Source organism: Aquibium oceanicum, assembly GCF_001889605.1.
GTDB classification, from domain to species: Bacteria; Pseudomonadota; Alphaproteobacteria; order Rhizobiales; family Rhizobiaceae; genus Aquibium; species Aquibium oceanicum.
This window is the reverse complement of the sequence record NZ_CP018171.1, coordinates 1,397,132-1,415,542: the sequence shown is the minus strand read 5'-3', so window position 1 is coordinate 1,415,542 and position 18,411 is coordinate 1,397,132. Positions and strand designations below refer to the sequence as shown.

At 66.6% G+C, this 18,411-nt stretch carries 19 protein-coding genes and 1 pseudogene; 6 read left to right on the top strand and 14 right to left on the bottom strand.

Annotation, left to right across the window (positions count from 1 at the left end; all coding sequences use genetic code 11):
• Positions 1 to 4 precede the first annotated feature (4 nt).
• Positions 5 to 634: a hypothetical protein gene (locus BSQ44_RS07095; RefSeq protein WP_157894537.1), complete on the bottom strand. Its 630-nt coding sequence runs from the start codon at positions 632 to 634 to the stop codon at positions 5 to 7.
• Between the two features lie 178 nt (positions 635 to 812).
• Between BSQ44_RS07095 and BSQ44_RS07090 the strand changes: the two genes are divergently transcribed.
• The 3 genes from BSQ44_RS07090 (at position 813) to BSQ44_RS07080 (ending at position 3,957) form a co-directional block, all read left to right on the top strand.
• On the top strand, positions 813 to 1,784 hold the full coding sequence (locus BSQ44_RS07090; RefSeq protein ID WP_072602566.1) for an L-threonylcarbamoyladenylate synthase: 972 nt from the start codon (positions 813 to 815) through the stop codon (positions 1,782 to 1,784).
• On the top strand, positions 1,784 to 3,208 hold the full coding sequence (locus BSQ44_RS07085; RefSeq protein ID WP_072602565.1) for an FAD-binding oxidoreductase: 1,425 nt from the start codon (positions 1,784 to 1,786) through the stop codon (positions 3,206 to 3,208). The genes BSQ44_RS07090 and BSQ44_RS07085 overlap by 1 nt, the downstream gene beginning before the upstream one ends.
• 68 nt (positions 3,209 to 3,276) lie before the next feature.
• The gene (locus tag BSQ44_RS07080) at positions 3,277 to 3,957 is read left to right on the top strand and encodes a ribonuclease HII (protein WP_072602564.1); all 681 of its coding nucleotides are present in this window, start codon (positions 3,277 to 3,279) and stop codon (positions 3,955 to 3,957) included.
• 72 nt (positions 3,958 to 4,029) lie between these two features.
• Here the strand turns inward: BSQ44_RS07080 and BSQ44_RS07075 are convergent, their stop codons facing one another.
• The 9 genes from BSQ44_RS07075 to BSQ44_RS07035 form a co-directional block, all read right to left on the bottom strand.
• Entirely contained in the window at positions 4,030 to 4,509 is a 480-nt protein-coding gene (locus tag BSQ44_RS07075; RefSeq protein WP_072602563.1) for a F0F1 ATP synthase subunit B, read from the bottom strand.
• Between the two features lie 9 nt (positions 4,510 to 4,518).
• Entirely contained in the window at positions 4,519 to 5,106 is a 588-nt protein-coding gene (locus BSQ44_RS07070) for a F0F1 ATP synthase subunit B (RefSeq protein WP_072602562.1), read from the bottom strand.
• A gap of 68 nt (positions 5,107 to 5,174) precedes the next feature.
• Positions 5,175 to 5,399 (bottom strand): F0F1 ATP synthase subunit C, encoded by a 225-nt coding sequence (locus tag BSQ44_RS07065; RefSeq protein WP_072602561.1) that lies wholly within the window; start codon positions 5,397 to 5,399, stop codon positions 5,175 to 5,177.
• A gap of 70 nt (positions 5,400 to 5,469) precedes the next feature.
• Complete coding sequence (locus BSQ44_RS07060; RefSeq protein ID WP_072602560.1) at positions 5,470 to 6,219, bottom strand: F0F1 ATP synthase subunit A; 750 nt, start codon at positions 6,217 to 6,219, stop codon at positions 5,470 to 5,472.
• A 45-nt stretch (positions 6,220 to 6,264) separates the two neighbouring features.
• Positions 6,265 to 6,669: an AtpZ/AtpI family protein gene (locus BSQ44_RS07055; protein WP_072602559.1), complete on the bottom strand. Its 405-nt coding sequence runs from the start codon at positions 6,667 to 6,669 to the stop codon at positions 6,265 to 6,267.
• A gap of 221 nt (positions 6,670 to 6,890) precedes the next feature.
• Positions 6,891 to 8,078: a cell wall hydrolase gene (locus tag BSQ44_RS07050; protein ID WP_072607913.1), complete on the bottom strand. Its 1,188-nt coding sequence runs from the start codon at positions 8,076 to 8,078 to the stop codon at positions 6,891 to 6,893.
• A gap of 106 nt (positions 8,079 to 8,184) precedes the next feature.
• Entirely contained in the window at positions 8,185 to 9,615 is a 1,431-nt protein-coding gene (gene der / locus BSQ44_RS07045) for a ribosome biogenesis GTPase Der (RefSeq protein WP_072602558.1), read from the bottom strand.
• A gap of 9 nt (positions 9,616 to 9,624) precedes the next feature.
• Complete coding sequence (locus BSQ44_RS07040; protein WP_072602557.1) at positions 9,625 to 10,290, bottom strand: tetratricopeptide repeat protein; 666 nt, start codon at positions 10,288 to 10,290, stop codon at positions 9,625 to 9,627.
• Positions 10,291 to 10,397: 107 nt separating this feature from the next.
• A complete protein-coding gene (locus BSQ44_RS07035) occupies positions 10,398 to 10,976 on the bottom strand; it encodes an NnrU family protein (RefSeq protein ID WP_072602556.1) in 579 nt (192 codons plus the stop codon).
• A 135-nt stretch (positions 10,977 to 11,111) separates the two neighbouring features.
• Between BSQ44_RS07035 and BSQ44_RS07030 the strand changes: the two genes are divergently transcribed.
• The gene (locus tag BSQ44_RS07030; RefSeq protein WP_072602555.1) at positions 11,112 to 12,101 is read left to right on the top strand and encodes a polysaccharide deacetylase family protein; all 990 of its coding nucleotides are present in this window, start codon (positions 11,112 to 11,114) and stop codon (positions 12,099 to 12,101) included.
• Positions 12,102 to 12,114: 13 nt separating this feature from the next.
• On the opposite strand, the gene sbmA is transcribed toward BSQ44_RS07030, so the two are convergent.
• The 4 genes from sbmA to BSQ44_RS26810 form a co-directional block, all read right to left on the bottom strand.
• Entirely contained in the window at positions 12,115 to 13,392 is a 1,278-nt protein-coding gene (sbmA, locus tag BSQ44_RS07025; RefSeq protein WP_072602554.1) for a peptide antibiotic transporter SbmA, read from the bottom strand.
• A 157-nt stretch (positions 13,393 to 13,549) separates the two neighbouring features.
• Positions 13,550 to 14,725 (bottom strand): YbfB/YjiJ family MFS transporter, encoded by a 1,176-nt coding sequence (locus BSQ44_RS07020; RefSeq protein ID WP_072602553.1) that lies wholly within the window; start codon positions 14,723 to 14,725, stop codon positions 13,550 to 13,552.
• A gap of 91 nt (positions 14,726 to 14,816) precedes the next feature.
• The gene (locus BSQ44_RS07015) at positions 14,817 to 16,421 is read right to left on the bottom strand and encodes a BCCT family transporter (RefSeq protein WP_072602552.1); all 1,605 of its coding nucleotides are present in this window, start codon (positions 16,419 to 16,421) and stop codon (positions 14,817 to 14,819) included.
• A 201-nt stretch (positions 16,422 to 16,622) separates the two neighbouring features.
• Positions 16,623 to 16,844, bottom strand: a complete 222-nt coding sequence (locus BSQ44_RS26810; RefSeq protein WP_157894536.1) for a hypothetical protein — start codon at positions 16,842 to 16,844, stop codon at positions 16,623 to 16,625.
• Positions 16,845 to 16,939: 95 nt separating this feature from the next.
• Here BSQ44_RS26810 and BSQ44_RS07010 point away from each other — a divergent pair, with 95 nt between their 5' ends.
• Positions 16,940 to 17,854, top strand: coding sequence for a LysR substrate-binding domain-containing protein (locus tag BSQ44_RS07010; protein WP_072602551.1), 915 nt, complete (start codon positions 16,940 to 16,942; stop codon positions 17,852 to 17,854).
• Positions 17,855 to 17,926: 72 nt separating this feature from the next.
• Positions 17,927 to 18,373, top strand: a pseudogene (locus tag BSQ44_RS07005) (aminopeptidase); the annotation flags it as partial.
• Between the last annotated feature and the right edge of the window lie 38 nt (positions 18,374 to 18,411).

Here is an 18,411-nt window from a genome sequence, read left to right as displayed (position 1 = left end):
CTCGCTACTCCAGCCGCTGTGTCGGCGGCGGGGGCGGCGCGGGGGCCGGGGGTGGTGCGGCGGGTTCCGGCGACTTGTTGCGGCCCGGCGGCTCGTCGTGCGGCAGGCTGCCGCGCTGGTCGGCTACCTTCGACGCCTCGGGTTTCGGTTCGGCGCGCCGTTCGATGCGCTCCGTGCGCGGTTCCGGCGCGGGGAGGACGGGGGGCGCGGGCGGCGCGGAAGCGGTGGGATAGGCTTCGCCAACCAGACCGCCACGGATCACCATGGGCAGGCCGGCCTGCCCGCCATATCCGGTCATACCCTCCTTGCGCGGCCTGGCTGGAGGTTCTCCATATGCGACCATGGATGTGCTGAGCGGCGGCGGCCAGGCAGCGTTGTCCCTCTCGTCGAAGTCGGTGATCGGCGCGACGGCGGCGCGCGACGTCTCGTCGGTGGTGGAGAAGGCCGCTGTCTGGATCATGTCGTCGGTCGGTGCCAGGACCACCTGCGGGTCCTCCTCGGCGGGTTCGCCGAGCATGATGATCGAGCGCGACGGCCCCGACGGTGGCGCGCCGACGACAGCGAACGAGGAGGCGCCCGCCTGCTGCGCCAGCAACAGGCCGCATGCGAACATGGCCAGGCCCAAAGATCTCATATCGCTCCCGCCTTACTCAGGGCGTGGAAATGCAACGGAAGGCCCCTAGCACGCAGGCGCCTTCACTCCCGTTGCCACCATCCATAACATTCGACTAATTAAGAAAAGGATGACGCCGCGTCACTTGCCGTCGGCGGTGGCGCGCGATAGGCAGCGCCGTCGAGACGAAAGGCGGCCGATGGCGGACATCATCCGGGAAGACCAGGCGCTGGAGCGGGCGTGCGAGCTGATCCTCGCCGGCCGTCCCGTCGCCGTGCCGACCGAGACAGTCTACGGGCTGGCCGCCGACGCAACGAACGGCGAGGCCGTGGCGTGCATTTACGAGGCCAAGGGTCGCCCGCGCTTCAACCCGCTGATCGTGCATGTCTGCGACCGGGCGATGGCCGAGGAGATCGGCGTGTTCGATCCCGTTTCGGCGCGGCTTGCCGAAGAATTCTGGCCGGGTCCGCTGACGCTGGTGCTGCCGCTGAAGGCCGGCGCACAGGTGAGCCCGCTGGTGACGGCGGGGCTCGATACGGTCGGCATCCGCATGCCGCTCGGCTTCGCGGCACGGCTCGCAGCCCGCACGGGCCGGCCGATCGCGGCCCCCAGCGCCAATGCGTCGGGCCGCGTGAGCCCGACGACCGCCGCGGCCGTCGATGCCGGGCTGGGCGACCGCATTCCGCTCATCGTCGACGGCGGCGCGACTGCGGTCGGCGTGGAATCGACCATCGTCAAGGTTGAGGACGGTGTGGCACGGCTCCTGCGTCCCGGCGGCGTGGCGGCCGAGGAGATCGAGGCGGTGATCGGCGCGCCGCTGGCGCGCGGAAGCGCCAAAGCGACGGTGGAAGCGCCCGGCATGCTCGCCTCGCACTACGCGCCGAATACCGCTGTGCGGCTGAACGCGACCGAGGTGCGTGGCGGAGAGGCGCTGCTCGCCTTCGGACCGAAGCGGATCGCCGGTGCGGGGGAGGCCGTGGCGGTGGAGAACCTTTCGAAAACTGGCGACCTGCGCGAGGCGGCGGCCAGCCTCTTTTCGCATCTCGCCGGGCTCGACCGCTCCGGCGCGCGCGCCATCGCGGTGGAGCCCGTGCCGATGCGGGGCATCGGCGAGGCGATCAACGACCGACTGGCGCGCGCCGCGGCGCCGCGGGATGGGGAGGAGCATTGATGAGCGATCCGATCCTTTCCGCCTCCCTCGTTGCCCGCTTCGCCGAAATCGTCGGCGAGCGCCATGCGCTGGTCGCCGAGGCAGACATCGCGCCCTTCGTGAGTGAGCGGCGCGGTCTCTTCGGCGGGCGGACGAGCCTCGTGCTGCGGCCGGGAAGCGTTGAGGAGGTGTCGCGCATCCTGGCGCTGGCGAGCGAAACCGGCACTCCGGTCGTGCCGCAAGGAGGCAATACGGGCCTCGTCGGCGGCCAGACGCCCGACATGAGCGGCGGGCAGGTGGTGCTGTCGCTTTCGCGGCTCGACCGCATCCGCGAGGTCGACGTCGCCTCCAACACCATGACGGTGGAGGCCGGCGTGGTGCTGCAGCGCGCGCAGGAGGCGGCCGACGCGGCGGGGCGGCTGTTTCCGCTGTCGCTCGCCTCGCAGGGCACGGCGCAGATCGGCGGAAACCTCTCCTCCAATGCCGGCGGAACGGGTGTGCTCGCCTACGGCAATGCGCGCGAACTCTGCCTCGGCGTGGAGGTCGTGCTGCCGACAGGCGAGGTGTTCGACGACCTGCGCAAGCTCAAGAAGGACAACACCGGCTACGACCTCAAGAACCTGTTCGTCGGCGCGGAGGGCACGCTCGGCATCATCACCGCCGCGGTCCTGAAGCTCTTCCCCAAGCCCAAGGGGCGCGAGGTCGCCTGGATCGGCCTGCAGTCGCCCGAAGCCGCGCTGGCGCTCTTCGCGCTGGCCTCGGACCGCGCCGGCAGCGGGCTGACGGCCTTCGAGCTCTGCGCCCGGATCGCGGTCGACTTCTCCGTCCGCCACATCCCTGGCATCGTCGCGCCTTTGGCGAGTGAGCATCCCTGGCTGGTGCTGATGGAGATCTCGTCCGGCCGCTCGGCCGAGGACGCGCGCGCGCTGATCGAGGAGGTGCTCGCCGAAGGGATCGAAGGCGAACTCGCCGACAACGCGGTGATCGCCCAGAACCTGTCGCAGGCCGACGCCTTCTGGGCAGTGCGCGAGGCGATGTCGGAGGCGCAGAAACCGGAAGGCGTCTCGATCAAGCACGACATCTCGGTGCCGGTGGCTTCCATTCCCGACTTCATCCACGAGGCGGGCGCGGCAGTGCTTCAGGCCGCGCCGGGCGCGCGGCTCGTCACCTTCGGCCACATGGGCGACGGCAACCTGCACTACAATATCTCGCAGCCCGAAGGCATGGAGGAACAGGCCTTCCTGGCCCGCTACCGCGAGGTCAACGACATCGTGCACGGCGTCGTGCGGCGGTTCGGCGGTTCGATCTCGGCCGAGCACGGCATCGGCCGCATGAAGCGCGACGAACTGATCGCCACCGCCCCGCCTGTCGCCACCGACCTGATGCGGCGCATCAAGGCGAGTTTCGATCCGGCGGGCATCATGAACCCCGGCAAGGTGATCTAGGAAAAACGGGGAGAATCGGACTGCGCCGTCTTGCGGCGAGCCGCGCCGGATGAAAGACTCCGCGCAGGATGAATCGCCCCCAGACCGCCGCCCCGCTGCTCTTCGACCTGCCGCAGGCGCCCGACTTCTCGATCGAGAAGCGGCTGATTGCGCGTGGCAAGGGTCCGGTATGCGGGCTCGACGAGGCCGGACGCGGGCCGCTGGCGGGACCGGTGGTCGCCGCTGCCGTCATCCTCGACCCGAAGCGAATCCCGAAGGGACTGGACGATTCCAAGCGGCTGAAGCCCTGCGACCGCGAGCGCCTGTTTGAGGAGATCGTGCGCAAGGCGGTTGCCGTTTCGGTAGCCTCGGTCGCGGCCGATGGGATCGACACGATCAACATCCTCCGCGCCAGCCTGGAAGCCATGCGCCGCGCCGCCGCCACGCTCTGCGTGACGCCACGCCATGCCCTGGTCGATGGCCGCGACATTCCGCCGGGGCTCGGTTGCGATGCCGACGCGCTGATCAAGGGCGACCAGCGCTCGCAGTCGATCGCCGCCGCATCGATCGTGGCCAAGGTGACGCGCGACCGCATGATGACGCGCTGCGCCGCGGTACACCCGTCCTACGGCTTCGAGTTCCACATGGGCTACGCGACCGTGCGCCATCGCACCGCGATCGTCGAAAGCGGCGCTGTCATGCGCATCCACCGCATGACCTTCGCGCCGCTCAAGGCCGACGCCGAGCCGATGGCGCTGGAGTTCGAGTAAGCATCATCTCAACAAACGAAAAATGCCGCCCGGTGAGCGGCATTTTTCATGTGATGATGATCGCTTGAAAGCTCAGTTGAGCTTGGTCTTCAAATCCTGCACCGAAGATTTGAAGAGGCTGTCCGCGACGCTGCCATCGACCCGGTCCGCCAAGAGCTTCCGCGCGGCGGCAACGGCGATGTCGACGGCGTTGGCGCGGACCTCGTTCACGGCCTCGCGCTCGGCCTGGCTGATCTTCTGTTCGGCGAGCGCGGTGCGGCGCGCGACGTACTCCTCGGTCTTCTGCTTGGCCTCGCCAACCAGGAGCTCGGCTTCGTGCTTGGCGGCCGTGACGATGTCGTCGGCCTCCTTCTCGGCTTCCTTGCGCTTGCGCTGGTACTCGGCGAGCAGTTCCTGCGCTTCCTCACGCAGCCTGCGGGCCTGTTCCAGTTCGTCGCGAATGCGGTCGGCGCGGTCGTCGAGCGACTTGGTGATCATGCCCGGGACCTTCACGTAGATCATGATCCCGAGGAAGATGACGAGGGCGACCGTTGCCCAGAATGTGGCGTCCATTCCGCCCCCCTATTTCGACGACGACCGGACGGCGGAGGCCACTTCGGCCTTGCCGACGGAACCGCCGATGAGCGCCTGCACGATCGCGGCGGTGGTTTCCTCCGCGATGGCGCCGACGTCCTGCATGGCCGAAGCCTTGATCTCGCCGATGCGCGTCTCGGCCTCGGCCAGCTTCTTCTCGAGGCCGGCCTCGACCTTCTTGCGCTCGGCATCCGCGTCCGCCTTGGCGGCGTCGCGGGCCTTCTGGCCGATCTGGTTGGCCTTCTTGCGGGCGTCCGCCAGACCCTGCTCGTAGGCGGCGATGGCTTCGTCCGCCTCCTGCTTGAGCCGCGCGGCCTGGTCGAGGTCCTGAGCGATGCGATCGCGCCGCACCTCCAGGATGCCGCCCAGGCGAGGCAGCGCCACGCGCTTCAGGAACAGGTAGAAGAGGCCGAAGATGATCGCCAGCCACAGGATCTGCGACGGATACGACGCAGGCTCGAAGGGCGGGAAGGAACCTTCCCCGTGACCGGTCTCGGTCCCCTCGATCACTTCGCCATGTGCCGAGTCCTGCCCCGCCGGTACTTCTTGCTGGGCATATGCCGGTACAACAAACATGCGCTCTTCCTGTCAAAACCCTCCGGCCGCGAATGCGCGGCCGGCAACGTGCGACGTGCGGCCGGTTCTTAGGCGAACAGCAGCAGCAGCGCGACGAGGAGCGAGAAGATGCCGAGAGCTTCCGTCACGGCGAAGCCGAAGATCAGGCGGCCGAACTGGCCGTCGGCTGCCGAGGGGTTGCGCAGGGCGCCGGCGAGGTAGTTGCCGAAAATGGTGCCGAGGCCGATGCCCGCGCCACCCATGCCGAGGCATGCGATACCGGCGCCGATCGCCTGAGCTGCTTCTACTTCCATGAGAATTCTCCTTCTTGAAGTCCGTAAGGTCGGTTGTTGGTGTTGCGGCGGACGACCCGCCGGTGAAAGGTCAGTGCCCCGGATGGAGCGCGTCGTTGAGATACATGCAGGTCAGCACCGCGAATACGTAGGCCTGCAGGAAGGCAACGAGAAATTCCAGGCCGGTCAGCGCCACGGTCATGGCGAGCGGCAGGATGGCGCCGCCGATGCCGATCGCGCCCATCGCACCGAGCGACGTCACGAAGCCCGCGAACACCTTCAGCGTAATGTGGCCGGCCAGCATGTTGGCGAAGAGACGCACCGAAAGGCTGATCGGGCGCGAGAGGAACGAAATGACCTCGATCGCGACAACAAGCGGAACCAGTATTCCCGGCACACCCTCGGGCACGAACAGCTTGAGGAAGCCGAAACCGTGCTTCATGAAGCCGTAGACGACGACGGTTCCGATCACCAGCAGCGCCAGCGCGAAGGTGACGATGATGTGGCTGGTCACCGTGAAGAAATAGGGAAACATGCCGAACAGGTTGGCGAAGAGCACGAACATGAACAGCGAGAACACCAGCGGGAAGAACCGCATCCCCTGCGATCCCGCCGCGTCCCTCAGCATGTTGGCGACGAACTCGTAGGACATCTCGGCGACCGACTGCATGCGGCTCGGCACCAGCCCGCGGCTTGCGGTCGACAGATAGAGAAAGCCCCCGGCCGCCACCACCGTCGCCACCATGAAGGCGGACGAATTGGTGAAGGAGAAATCGAGGCCGCCGATCTCGATCGGCACCCATCTGGAGATCTGGAACTGGTGGATTGGATCGTTGGCCACCGTGTTACCCCGCCTTCATCAACATCGACGCGCATGCGGCGCCATTCATTTCCGACCGGGGCCGCCCTCGTCCTTTCCGGACGAACGTATCCCCGCCTGCGTAATCAATCCCGCGGACCGTAGCGCATTCAACACCCCGGCGCCGAAACCGAGCAACAGGAAGACGACCAGCCCGAAAGGCGACGTGCCCGCCAGGCGGTCGATTATCCAGCCGATCGCTGCACCGACGACGATTCCCGCGATGAATTCGCTGGAAAGCTTCAGCGCGTTGCCGATCCCGGCCATGCCACTCGACCCATCGGCGCGATCCTTCTCACCTGCGGCAGGGCGGCGCGCCAGAATGGCTGCGTCGAGGTCCTTGCGCCTGCGGTCGAGATCGTCCTCGCGGCCCCCCGCGCCCCTGTCCTGCCCGGGCATTTCATGACCGGTATCGCCTGGCCGTTTCGACATGGCGACCCAACCTCCTGCCCGTTCAATCCTGGACGGATTGCCCGCTTCAAAGTCGCGCGCACCATAGTGAGGGCGCTTCTGGCAGTCAAGCCAATGAAAGCACCCGCACCAGAAGCATTTTTGGATTTTATTTCAATGACTTAATCCACTGCGACACTACGTCCGTGAATCAAGTTCGCCGGCAGCGCGGCGAATCCCCGCGCATCGCCCGTGCGGCCGGGTCAGTTCCAGCCGCCGCCATGGGTGCGATAGAACACGTGAAGGCCGATCTTCTTCATCTTTTGCATGGCATTCGCCCATCGCGGATGAACGTAGGTGGCGTGGTAGTGCGTCGACGACCCCACCTCCGGGATGAAGATCTTGCCGGCCGTGACTGCCATGGAAATCTCCTTGGCGGTCTTCCAGTGGCTCGGGCTGGCGACGCGGTCGCGGATGCCGTCGCAGGCGAAGGAGAACTGGCAGCGGTTGCGCCAGCTGTCGTTCTGGTAGACGACGCCGCAGATGGAATTCGGATAGGTCGGGTTGCGGACGCGGTTGAGGATCACCTGGGCGACGGCGGCCTGGCCTTTCAGGTTCTCGCCGCGCGCCTCGAAGTAGACGCCAGCGGTCAGGCATTTCTGCTCGCCGTCCGAGAAGACCGAGGGCGGCAGCGGCTGGCTCATCCAGGCGTGGTCGCCCTTGGCAAGCGGGGGAATGAAGCGGCCGGCGTTCGGATCGGTCTCGCCCTTGAGCAGCGATTCGAAAGGAGAGGCTTCGGCGTAGTCGGGTTCCGGCGGTGCGTAGGCTGTGGCGAGGATATCCGCTTTGTCGTTGTTGACGAGGCTGGCCAGCATCGCGGGAACGCCGGGATCGACCTTCTTTTCCGTGCGCTGATGGAAGGCGGCGGCGATCTCGATCTCCTTGCCGGCGATGGCCGGCCTGTCGAAGGCCATGACGATCTCCTGGCCAAGCGCGGGAGGCTCGAGCAGGCTGGTGCGCTTGAATACCGAACCGGCGTTGAAGTCCTTCGGCGGCGCAACGGGCGCCACGTTGACGATGCGGTCCTTCTTGTCGCCGCGGTTGACACGTTCCTCGTCCGGGACGTCGCTGGTCGAACCGTTCTTGCCGGTAAAGGCGACGGCGCCGAGCTCTTCCGTCCGGACGCCGGAGCCGGAGATCGAGCCGGTGATGTCGCCATCGGCGAAGCGCATCTCGGCCAAATGGACGGAGCCGGCGACGGCCTTCTCCACCACGGCACCCCAGCGCGCCTTCGGCGCCTCGATGCCGACGACGTAGCTCGCCATGTCCTGCTGGGCTGTCAACGTCGGGAAGCCGATCCAGAGACCGAAACCGACGAGAAGGATGGATACCAAGGGGGACTTATGGGTCGTGGCGGCAGATTGCCGCGACACCAGTTTCCGTTTCACCAGCACTCTCCCGGACGCCACTCGACACGACTGAGAGTGACAATGCGGAATTAACCTTGAGGGAGAGTTAACGGCATCAATATGGCCGTCGAACGGGCTTTCAAAGCCCCTACCCGCGTGATTTCGCCTTGCCCGCATACGGATTGTCGGGCGCGCGCAGCATGATGCGGATCGGAACGCCTGGGATCTCGAAACTCTCGCGCAGGCCGTTAACCAGATATCGGATGTAGGATTGCGGCACCGCGTCCGGACGCGAACACGAAATCACGAAACCCGGCGGGCGCGCCTTGACCTGGGTTATGTACTTTATCTTGAGCCGGCGGCCCGCCACGGCGGGCGGCGGATGGTGGGCGATGACGCCTTCGAGCCAGCGGTTGAGCCTGCCCGTCGAGATGCGCCGGTTCCATATCTCGTGCGTCTTCAGAACCGCGTCCATCAGCTTGTCGAGGCCGCGGCCGGTCTCGGCCGAGACGGTCACCGCACGGATGCCTCGCGCCTGGGGCAGAAGCCGCTCCGTCTTCTCGCGCAGTTCGGCGAGCAGCACCTGGGGATTGTCGATCAGGTCCCACTTGTTGAAGGCGATCACGGGTGCCCTGCCCTCGCGGACGATCAGGTCGGCAAGCTGCAGATCCTGTTTCTCGAAGGGAATGGTGGCGTCGAGCACGATGATGACGACCTCCGCGAAGCGGATGGCGCGCAGGCCATCGGCGACCGAGAGACGTTCCAGCTTCTCCTGCACCCTCGCCTTGCGGCGCATGCCGGCGGTGTCGAAGAGCTTGATGCCGCGGCCGCGCCACTCCCATTCGACGGAGATGGAATCGCGCGTGATGCCGGCCTCGGGGCCGGTCAGCAGCCGTTCCTCGCCGACGAGTGCGTTGATCAGCGTCGACTTGCCGGCGTTGGGGCGGCCGATGACAGCGATCCGCATCGGTTTCGTCGGATCGTAGGCGGGCACCTCTTCGGCGTCCGGGTCGACGTCTTCGCCGACCAGCGGTTCCAGCGCGAAGGCGGTCTCCTCCTCGTCCTCATCCGGGAAGACGCGCTCCTCGCCGAGGGCTGCGATGATCGCCTCGCGCAGGTCCGGCATTCCCTGTCCGTGTTCGGACGAGATCGGGATGGGCTCGCCGAGGCCGAGTTCGAAGCTCTCGAACATGCCCGATTCGGCACCGCGCGCCTCGGCCTTGTTGGCAACGAGGACGACCGGTTTTCCGGAGCGGCGGACGACGTCGGCGAAGGCGCGGTCGTTCGGCGTGAGCCCGGCCTTGGCGTCCATCATGAAGAGCACGAGGTCGGCTTCCGAAATCGCAAGCTCGGTCTGAGCGCGCATGCGGCCTTCGAGCGACGCGGCGGCGGCTTCCTCGAAGCCGGCCGTGTCGATCACCTCGAAGCGCAGGTCATAGAGCCGGGCATCGTGCACGCGCCGGTCGCGCGTGACTCCGGGCGTGTCATCGACGAGCGCGATCTTCTTGCCGACCAGCCGATTGAAGAGCGTCGACTTGCCGACATTGGGCCGGCCTACGATCGCGATCTTGAAGGTCATCTGGCCCCGTTACGACGAGACGCCCGAACCGCGGATCAGTTCGGACATGAGGGTGGCGCGCTCGCGCGTGTTGCGCGGCGCTTCCTGGTCGTCAACGATCTGCTCGAAGAAGACGAGCGCATCGGCCGGGCGGCCGTCCTTCCAGGCCGCGAGACCCAGCGCCTCGCGCGCGGAATGCCGTAGCGGGTTGGTGTCGGCCGCAAGTCCTTCGACACGCGCCGAGACATCCGCGTAGGAGCCCTGATCCACCAGGATCAGCCCGGCGCGGAGACGCGCCATGTCGCGGATTGGTTCGGCGACCGAGCTGTCGGCCGCGACCTCGTCGAAGGCGGCGACCGCCGCTTCACCATCGCCGCGCGCTGAAAGCACCGTCGCCGAACGCATGCGCGCCAGAACGGGATAGGAGCCGTAACCTTCCTCCTGCAGCCGCGCGAGTTCGGCCAGCGCCTCGTCCGTCTTGCCCTCGTCGGCGAGCGTCAGCGCCTGCGAGAAGGCGTCACCGGAGGCGTTTGCCTGGCGCTCGGTCCAGTATTCCCACGCCACCCACGACCCGGTGGCAAGGACCACGATCACGGCGACTACGATGGCATAGGTGCCGTAGCGGTCCCAGAGCGCCCGCGCCTGGTCCTGGCGAAGCTCTTCGTTGACCTCGCGGATGAAACTGTCGTCCGACATTCAATACAACCGTGGTTTCCTCCCCGCACTTTTCGTTCGGGGTCTTGTTGACTGCGCCTTTTATCCGAAAATGCGCCATATGGAAGGCCGGTCGCGGAAAATGCCGCTCAGGCGACCGGCAGGGGCACGGCGCCGAAAAGCCACAGGTGCAGCCGCCATATGAACAGCAGGTAGAGCGCCACGCCCGCCGCGACGCCGATCACGTCGTTGCGCACCGGACCGGCCACCGCCGGCCCGTTGTCGCCGCGGCGCTTGACTGAGATGCGGGCGAGCACGCCCCAGACCAGGAAGCTGCCGAAGAGCAGGATAGACGCCAGGTCGCCGTTCGCGAGCAGATGCGCAAGGGCCCATATTTTCACCGCAAGCAGCGTCGGATGCTTGAGCGCCTTCTTGAGGCGCCCCGTCGGCGCGAACGAAATCATGAGCGAAATCAGCGCAAAAAGCATCAGCAGCGCCGCGATGTGCTTCATCCACACCGGCGGCTCGTAGAGCACGGGTGCGGTCGCCCATGCCAGCGAATAGCCCCAGACGATGAGGATCAGGCCGGCGAAGGAGACGACAGAGTAGGTCCCCTTCCAGGCGTTCTCGCCCATGCCGGCGAGCCGCGCCTCGCGCCACGCGGGCGCGAGGATGCGCACGGAGTGTATTCCGAGAAAGAGGATCAGTCCCAGTATGAGGATCAGCATGTCAGCCCCGCGGATCGTTGGACGCGAACCTATCGCGGCCGGTGCGGCTTGGAAACCGGAAACGTCGCCGCACTCCCCACCCTCGCCACATTTCGCCCTCACGCGTGCGGCATTCCAAATCGAGCGGTTTCATAAATGCCTGTATCTTCGCGCGCCCTCCTCTGTCTTGCCGCCTCCGTGTTCCTCGCCTCGCCTGCCGGTTCACACACACCGGAGAAGCCGGTCCAATACGTCGTCATCTCGTTCGATGGAGCGCACGAGATCGCTCAGTGGAAGCGCAGTCGTGCGCTCGCGAAGGCGATCGGGGCGCGCTTCACCTATTTCCTGTCTTGCGTCTATCTGCTCTCGCCCGAGACGAAGGAGACCTATCGGCCGCCGGAAATGAAGGCCGGCAGATCGAATGTCGGCTTCGCCAGGTCGAGGCAGGAAGTGGCGGAGCGGCTGGAGCAGGTCTGGACCGCGAGGGGCGAAGGCCACGAGATCGCCAGCCATGGCTGCGGGCATTTCGACGGGAAAGAGTGGACTCGCGCCGACTGGAAGGCGGAATTCTCTGAGTTCGACCGCATCTTTCGCGACGCCTGGACGATCAACGGCATCGAGCCCGAGCCCGAAGGCTGGCAGACGTTCGCGTCGACCGCCATCCACGGCTTCCGGGCGCCGTATCTATCGACCGGGCACAATCTCGACGCAGCACTCAGGGAGCGCGGCCTCACCTACGATGCCAGTACCGTCTCGCGCGGTCCGGTCTTCCCGGCAGCCAAGAACGGGCTGCGGCATTTCGCGCTGCCGATGGTACCCGAGGGGCCGGAGGAGCGGCGGATCATCGCCATGGACTACAATCTCTTCGTGCGCCATTCCGGCGGCTTCGAGAGGGACGACGTGGACGGCAGCTTCGAGGATCGCACCTACCGCGCCTTCATGGCGGCCTTCCAACGGCAGTATGACGGGGAGCGTATCCCCTTCCAGGCAGGCTTCCACTTCACGCTGATGAACGGCGGCGCCTACTGGCGCGCGCTGGAGCGGTTCGCCGGCGAAGTCTGTATCAAGGCCGACGTCGAATGCGTCACCTATGGTGACCTCTCCGACCATCTCGACGAGGCGGCCGAGATGCACGCCGGCGGCTGACCGGCGCCTCACTTCACGCTGCCGGCTGGTCCTCCGGCGGAACGCCCGCCGCCTCGCGCTCCATGTAGCGGCGGTCGATCTCCGGCAGCCTTTCACCGCTCAGCACCGCCTCGAAGGACTTTAGGCGTTTGTAGATCGACAGGAGTTCCACGATCGTCGGCCAGGCGTTGACCAGATACTGGAATGACGAACTCACCTGCGTGAACGCCGTCAGGATCTGCTGGAGCAGGCCGAAGGTAATACGGCCCGCCGCGATCGTGGGTATCAGGATGAAGTAGGCGAAAATGTTGTCGGCCTGGATGTAGAACGATCGGGCGATGTTGAAATACATGTAGTGGAAATAGAGGCGGAAATAGTTCTTCCGCACGTTGGCGAAGAGTTCGCGCACCGTCAGCGGTTCGGCACGATCCTCGTGGTCCTCTCCGTAGACGAGTTCCTTGCGGTACGCGGCTTCGACGCGCTGGTTGCGGAACTCCAGCCCGGGCAGCCGTATGCCCACCACCGCCAGGAGCACGGTGCCGAAGAGCGACCAGAAGATCGCCGCGTAGACCAGCGGGGCCGGGACCGCGCCTATGACCGGCAGTTCGGTCACGTTCGCCGACAGGACGTAGAGAATCGGCAGGAAGGCGATCAGCGTCATGACCGCGTCGACCGCGGCGACGCCGAGCCCCTCCACCGTCGAGGCGAAGCGCATCGTGTCTTCCTGGATACGCTGCGATGCGCCCTCGATCTTCCTCAACTGCGGCCAGTGGGCCATGTAGTAGTCGTTCATCGCGGTGCGCCAGCGGAAGATGTAATGGCTGACGAAGAAGCGCGTGGCGACATAGACGGCGATCCACAGGAAGGCGATCTGCGCGAAGACCAGGATCAGCGCATAGAGATCGCCCGGCGCGACGGACGCCGGCGGGGTGAGCGCCTGCTGCACCATGTCGAAGAACGGACGACGCCAGTTGTTGATGGCGACGCTGACCTGGACGGAGAAATAGGTCGAGAACAGGATCAGCGCTGAGCCGAGGATCGACCAGTGCGCCCAGGGATGCGGCGAGTAGACGTACCAGAACGCGGCGAAGAGGCCCGTGGTGACGACGAAATAGATGTAGAACCAGAGGAATTCCGGTGCCCAGAAGTAGTGCGCACCGACGATGGGCACAGCGTCGGCCGCCGCCGGCGGGAGGCCGAACGCCGTTCCCAGATCCCGGCCGAAGATGTACCAGACGGCCACCGCCAAGGCGGTCCAGGCCACGAAGGAGATGAAGAACAGCTTCGGCTTGGGGAAAAACGATACGAACACGGCGGTTTCCTTCGGTCGGCAGCGCCTCAGCGACCGCGCTACCGGCCGCACGCAGACGCTATTCAGAGCCGGAGGCTCTCGCAAGCGGCCTTGCCGTCGCGCCGTCCCTTCCCGCCGCTTATCCCCGGTTCTCGCCAGCCGCCGTCGTGCCGCGGCGTCAGGTCGCCAACGGCCGACGCCCCGCCGACCATGCGATCGCGCCGGCCACGAGCAATGCCATCGCTGCGCCGACCGAGGGTGCCGCGAAGCTGCCGGTCCAATCCGCGCCGTAGCCGGCGGCGATCGGCCCGAGTATCTGGCCCGTTCCGAAGGAGGCTGTCATCAGCGCCAGCGCGCGCCGGGGTGCCGCTGCCGCCAACTGCCGCCCGGCCTGGAGACCGTAGGCTGTGATCGCCACAAAGGTGCCGCCGAGCAGTACCGCGCCGGCCAGTGGTCCAGCGGGTCCGGGGATCGAGACGCTGGCAACCACGCCGACGGCTTCGACGATGCATCCGATGCCGAACGTCGCCGTCAGGCCGATGCCGCGCACCGCCTTGCCCCAGAGCCACACAGACGGCGCCGCGGCGAGACCGGTCGCGAGCCACACGGCGGACTCGAAGAGCCGACCCTCTCCGCCCTGCCGCACGATCGCCACGAGGAAGGTTGCGGTAACGATGTAACCCGCGCCGAAGATGCCGTAGGCGAGGATGATCCTGGTCAGTTCCGGACTGCGAGGCAGCGCCGGCTCGCGGTTCGTCGCGCCGGCGCCAGCGTGCTGAAGGGTGCCGCCCGGCGCCATGAGATAGACTACGGCGAAGGCGATGAGGGCGACGACCCCCGAGGCGAGCCACCCCGCCCGCCAGCCCGCCTCTCCCAGATAAAGCACGCCGGTCAGAAGTGCGGAGACGGCGATGCCGACCCCGACGCCGCCGAAATGCACCGCCTGCAGGTCGCCGCGGCCGGCGGCGGCGATGCGGCTGAAGACGATGGCGGTCATGAAGATCATCATGAACGCGCTCGCCAGACCGGCGACGAAGCGGATTAGCAGAAAGGCGGGAAGCGTGTCGGCAATGCCCATCCAGCCGAGCAGGAGGGCGTTGATCCCGAGCCCGGCCAGCATGACGCGGCGCTCGTGCCCGTGCGCCCAGCCGCCCGCCGCCAGCAGGGCACCGACAAGGTAGCCGAGATAGTTGGCCGAAGCGATGAGGCCGGCATCAGAGGCGGAAAGCTGCAAGCCCTCCATCATGCCGGGCAGGATGGGCGTGAAGACGAAGCGGCCGACGCCCATGGCGGCGGCCATGGCGATCATGCCGGCGATGGCGTAGCGGAAGGGGGCGGTCGTCTCGGGGTTCATGCCGCGACCATATCCGGGCGCGCCGTGCTTTCAATGCCGCGGCCGCGCCCAACGATAGGGCCACCCGAAGGCGGCCCCTCGCCGGACGGCGTCAGGTGGCCGTGAGCGCCCGATGCTCGCTGCGCAAGCCCATCCAGGTGGCGTACATCATCAGAAGCAGGAGAAGCGCGAAGGGGAAACCCGTCGCGATGGCGCCCGCCTGAAGCGCGGCCAGGCCGCCGCCGAGGAGAAGCACGATCGCGACCAACCCCTCGAAGATCGCCCAGAAGACCCGCTGGCGCACCGGCGCGTCGACCTTGCCGCCCGCCGTGATGGTGTCGATCACCAGCGAGCCCGAATCGGACGAGGTGACGAAGAACACGATCACGAGCACGATGCCGATCAGCGAGGTTATGCCGGCCAGCGGCAGGGGCTGGAGCATGCGGAAGAGCGACAGTTCCGGCACGTAGTCGACCACCGTCTGCTGCACGCCGGCATAGCCGGCCGTGAGGAACTGGTCGAGCGCGGTGCCGCCGAAGGTCGTCATCCACAGGATGGAGACCAGGGTGGGGATGATGAGGACGCAGGTGATGAACTCGCGCACTGTGCGACCGCGCGAGACCCGGGCGATGAACATGCCCACGAACGGCGACCAGGAGATCCACCAGGCCCAGTAGAAGGTCGTCCACCCGTGCATGAAGGCGTCGTCCTCGCGTCCGACCCAGTTCGACAGCGCCGGCAGGCTCTTCACGTAGAGCCAGGTGTTCTCGAAGAAGCCAGTGAAGATCGCGAGCGTGGGGCCTAGCGCGATGACGAACACGAGCAGCAACACCGCCAGCACCATGTTCAGCTCGGAAAGCCGCTTCACCCCGGCGTCCAGTCCGGCGACGACGGACAGGAGCGCGACCGCGGTGATGCCGGCGATCAGAATTACCTTGGCGAGGTCGGTGTCGGGGACCCCGTAAAGATCGTTGAGCCCCGCCAGAGCCTGCGAAGCGCCGAAGCCCAGCGATGTTGCCAGACCGAACAGCGTTGCGAACACCGCCATCGTGTCGATGACGTGTCCGGTCCAGCCGCGCACCCGCTCGCCGAAGATCGGGTAGAAGGCCGATCGGATAGAGAGCGGCAGGCCCTTGTTGTAGCTGGCGAGCGCCAGCGAAAGCGCCACCACCGCGTAAATCGCCCACGGATGCAGGCCCCAATGGTAGATCGTCGCCGCCATGCCCGCGTCGCGCGCGGCCTGCACGCGCTCGGCCACCAGCGCGCCGTCGACGACGGGCGGGGCAATGCCGAGCGGCGGATTGTTGAAGTGATACATCGGCTCGAGAACGCCGAAGAACATCAGGCCAATGCCCATGCCAGCCGCGAACAGCATCGCGAACCACCCGGGATAGGAGAAGTCGGGCAACGCGTCGGGCCCGCCGAGCCGCACCTTGCCGAACGGGGAGACGACCAGCACGAGGCAGAAGAGCACGAAGAGATTGGCCGACAGCATGAACAGCCAGTCGAAGGTGTCAGTGAGCCAGACGCGCAGGCCGCCGAGCACCGCAGCGGCCTGTTCGCCGAAGATGAGGGTGAGGGCTACGAAGACGATGATCGTCAGCGCCGAGATGAAGAAAACCGGGTTGTGAATGTCGAGCCCGAGGATCTGGACGTTGTCCTGGCCGGGTTCGAGGCCGTGGTCGTCGATGCCGGCGTCGGCCGATGGAGTGGACATGATCTGCCTCCTCGATGTTGCTCAGACGCCGGGCGGGCGCCGGATGTGGCATATCCGGGCGACTTTCGGGAGAAGGTCTTTTCGAGAGGCCGACGACGAACAGGCCCGGACGGGGCGAGATCGACCTGTAGCGGAAATGTTGCCACTGATCAAAAAATGTGCGCCGCGGACGACGATGAGATGTGGATTGCGCCAGTTCGCTCAGGCCGAACGGCACTTCCGGCCGTCTTGCATCTCGCCATGCGAAGCTTCCGGGCCGGGACGCGGAAACGGCAGGTCGGCGAGCTGACGAAGGTCCATCCGGGCGATTTCCGGATGGGACAGCATGTCTGAGTCCTCATCGCGCGACGGGAGACAACCTGCTTCGAAGGCCGTGCCGGGACGCCGTACATTCGCGAGGAGAGTTGAGAAAAACTCCATCATGATCTAGTCTCCCGAAAACCATCTGGAGCCAACTGAAATAGGCGTTCATGCGGTTCTCTTCGATCCAGAACTTCATGTGTTTGGTTTAGGAAAACTTGAACAAGTCGCTTAACTCCGTCCACTTGAACGGGCTTCGCGCCGTCGAAGCGGTGGCGCGGACGGGTTCCTTGCAAGGCGCGGCCGACGAACTCGGGGTGACGGCCAGCGCGGTCGGCCAGCAGGTCAACCGGCTGGAGAAGCAGATCGGCACGGCACTCTTCCTGCGCACAGCGCGCGGGCTCTTGCCGACCGAAACCGGGGCTGCCCTGTTCGCGCGGCTTTCCACGGCCTTCCGCGAACTCGACGCGGCGGTGGCGCAGGCGCGCTCGCCGGGTTCGGACACGCTGGTGGTCTCGGTCGCCCCGGCCTTCGCGTCGAAGTGGCTGGTGCCGCGCCTGCGCTACCATTTCGATCGGCACCCCCAGGTGCTTGTCCGCATCGACGCTTCGGGCGGGCTTGTCGACCTGCGCGGTTCCGACGTCGACGTGGCGATCCGCATGGGAACCGGGCACTGGCCGGGCGTGGACGCCGAACTTCTTCTTCCGCAGCGGGTCTTCGTGGCGGCGGCAGAGGCAAAGGCGGGCCGCATCGCGACACCCGCCGATGTCGCCCACGAGACCTCGATCGACGACGATTCGGCGCTGATCGACTGGGAACGCTGGTTCGAGGCCGCCGGCATTCCGCCGGTCCGGCCGAAGCAAGGGGCGCGGCTCAACGATCCGCTCCTGTGCCTCGAGACCGTGATCGCTGGCCAGGGCATCATGCTCGCGTGGCCGCTCATTGCCGCCGAAGCGCTGCTCGACGGGCGGCTTTCCGAACCGCTCGGCATCGCCGCCGATCTCGGGCTCGGCTACTACGTCTGCACGCCGGCCGGGAGGCGCCCGAGCCGCAAGGTGCGCGACTTCGTGGCCTGGCTGCGCGAGGCGATGGCCGAGACCGCGCGGCTGCACGCGACGCTGCCGGCGACGTGACCCCCCCCCTTGGAAAGCGCGGTGCGGGGAAGCTATGTATGGCGCACCACCCTGCCAACGAGAGAGCCATCGATGACATCCCACCCCCGCGCAATCTCCGCATCGATCGACCCGATCAAGCTCGACCGGCTCGCCGAGGTGGCGGTCAAGGTCGGCCTGCAACTCCAGCCGGGGCAGGACCTCGTCATGACCGCGCCGGTGGCCGCGCTGCCGCTGGTGCGCCGCATCGCCGAGCACGCCTACAAGGCGGGCGCCGGGCTGGTGACGCCGTTCATGGCCGACGAGGAGGTGACGCTCGCGCGCTTCCGCCACGCCTCGGAGGGGAGCTTCGACCGCGCCGCCGGCTGGCTCTACGAGGGCATGGGCAAGGCCTTTGCCGGCAACGCCGCGCGGCTCGCCATCGCGGGCGACAACCCGATGCTGCTGTCGGGACAGGACCCGGCCAAGGTATCGCGCGCCAACAAGGCGAACTCGATCGCCTACCAGCCGGCGCTGGAAAAGATCGCCGGCTTCGACATCGAAACGAAACATTTTCGTAATTACCTGAATTAATTCAA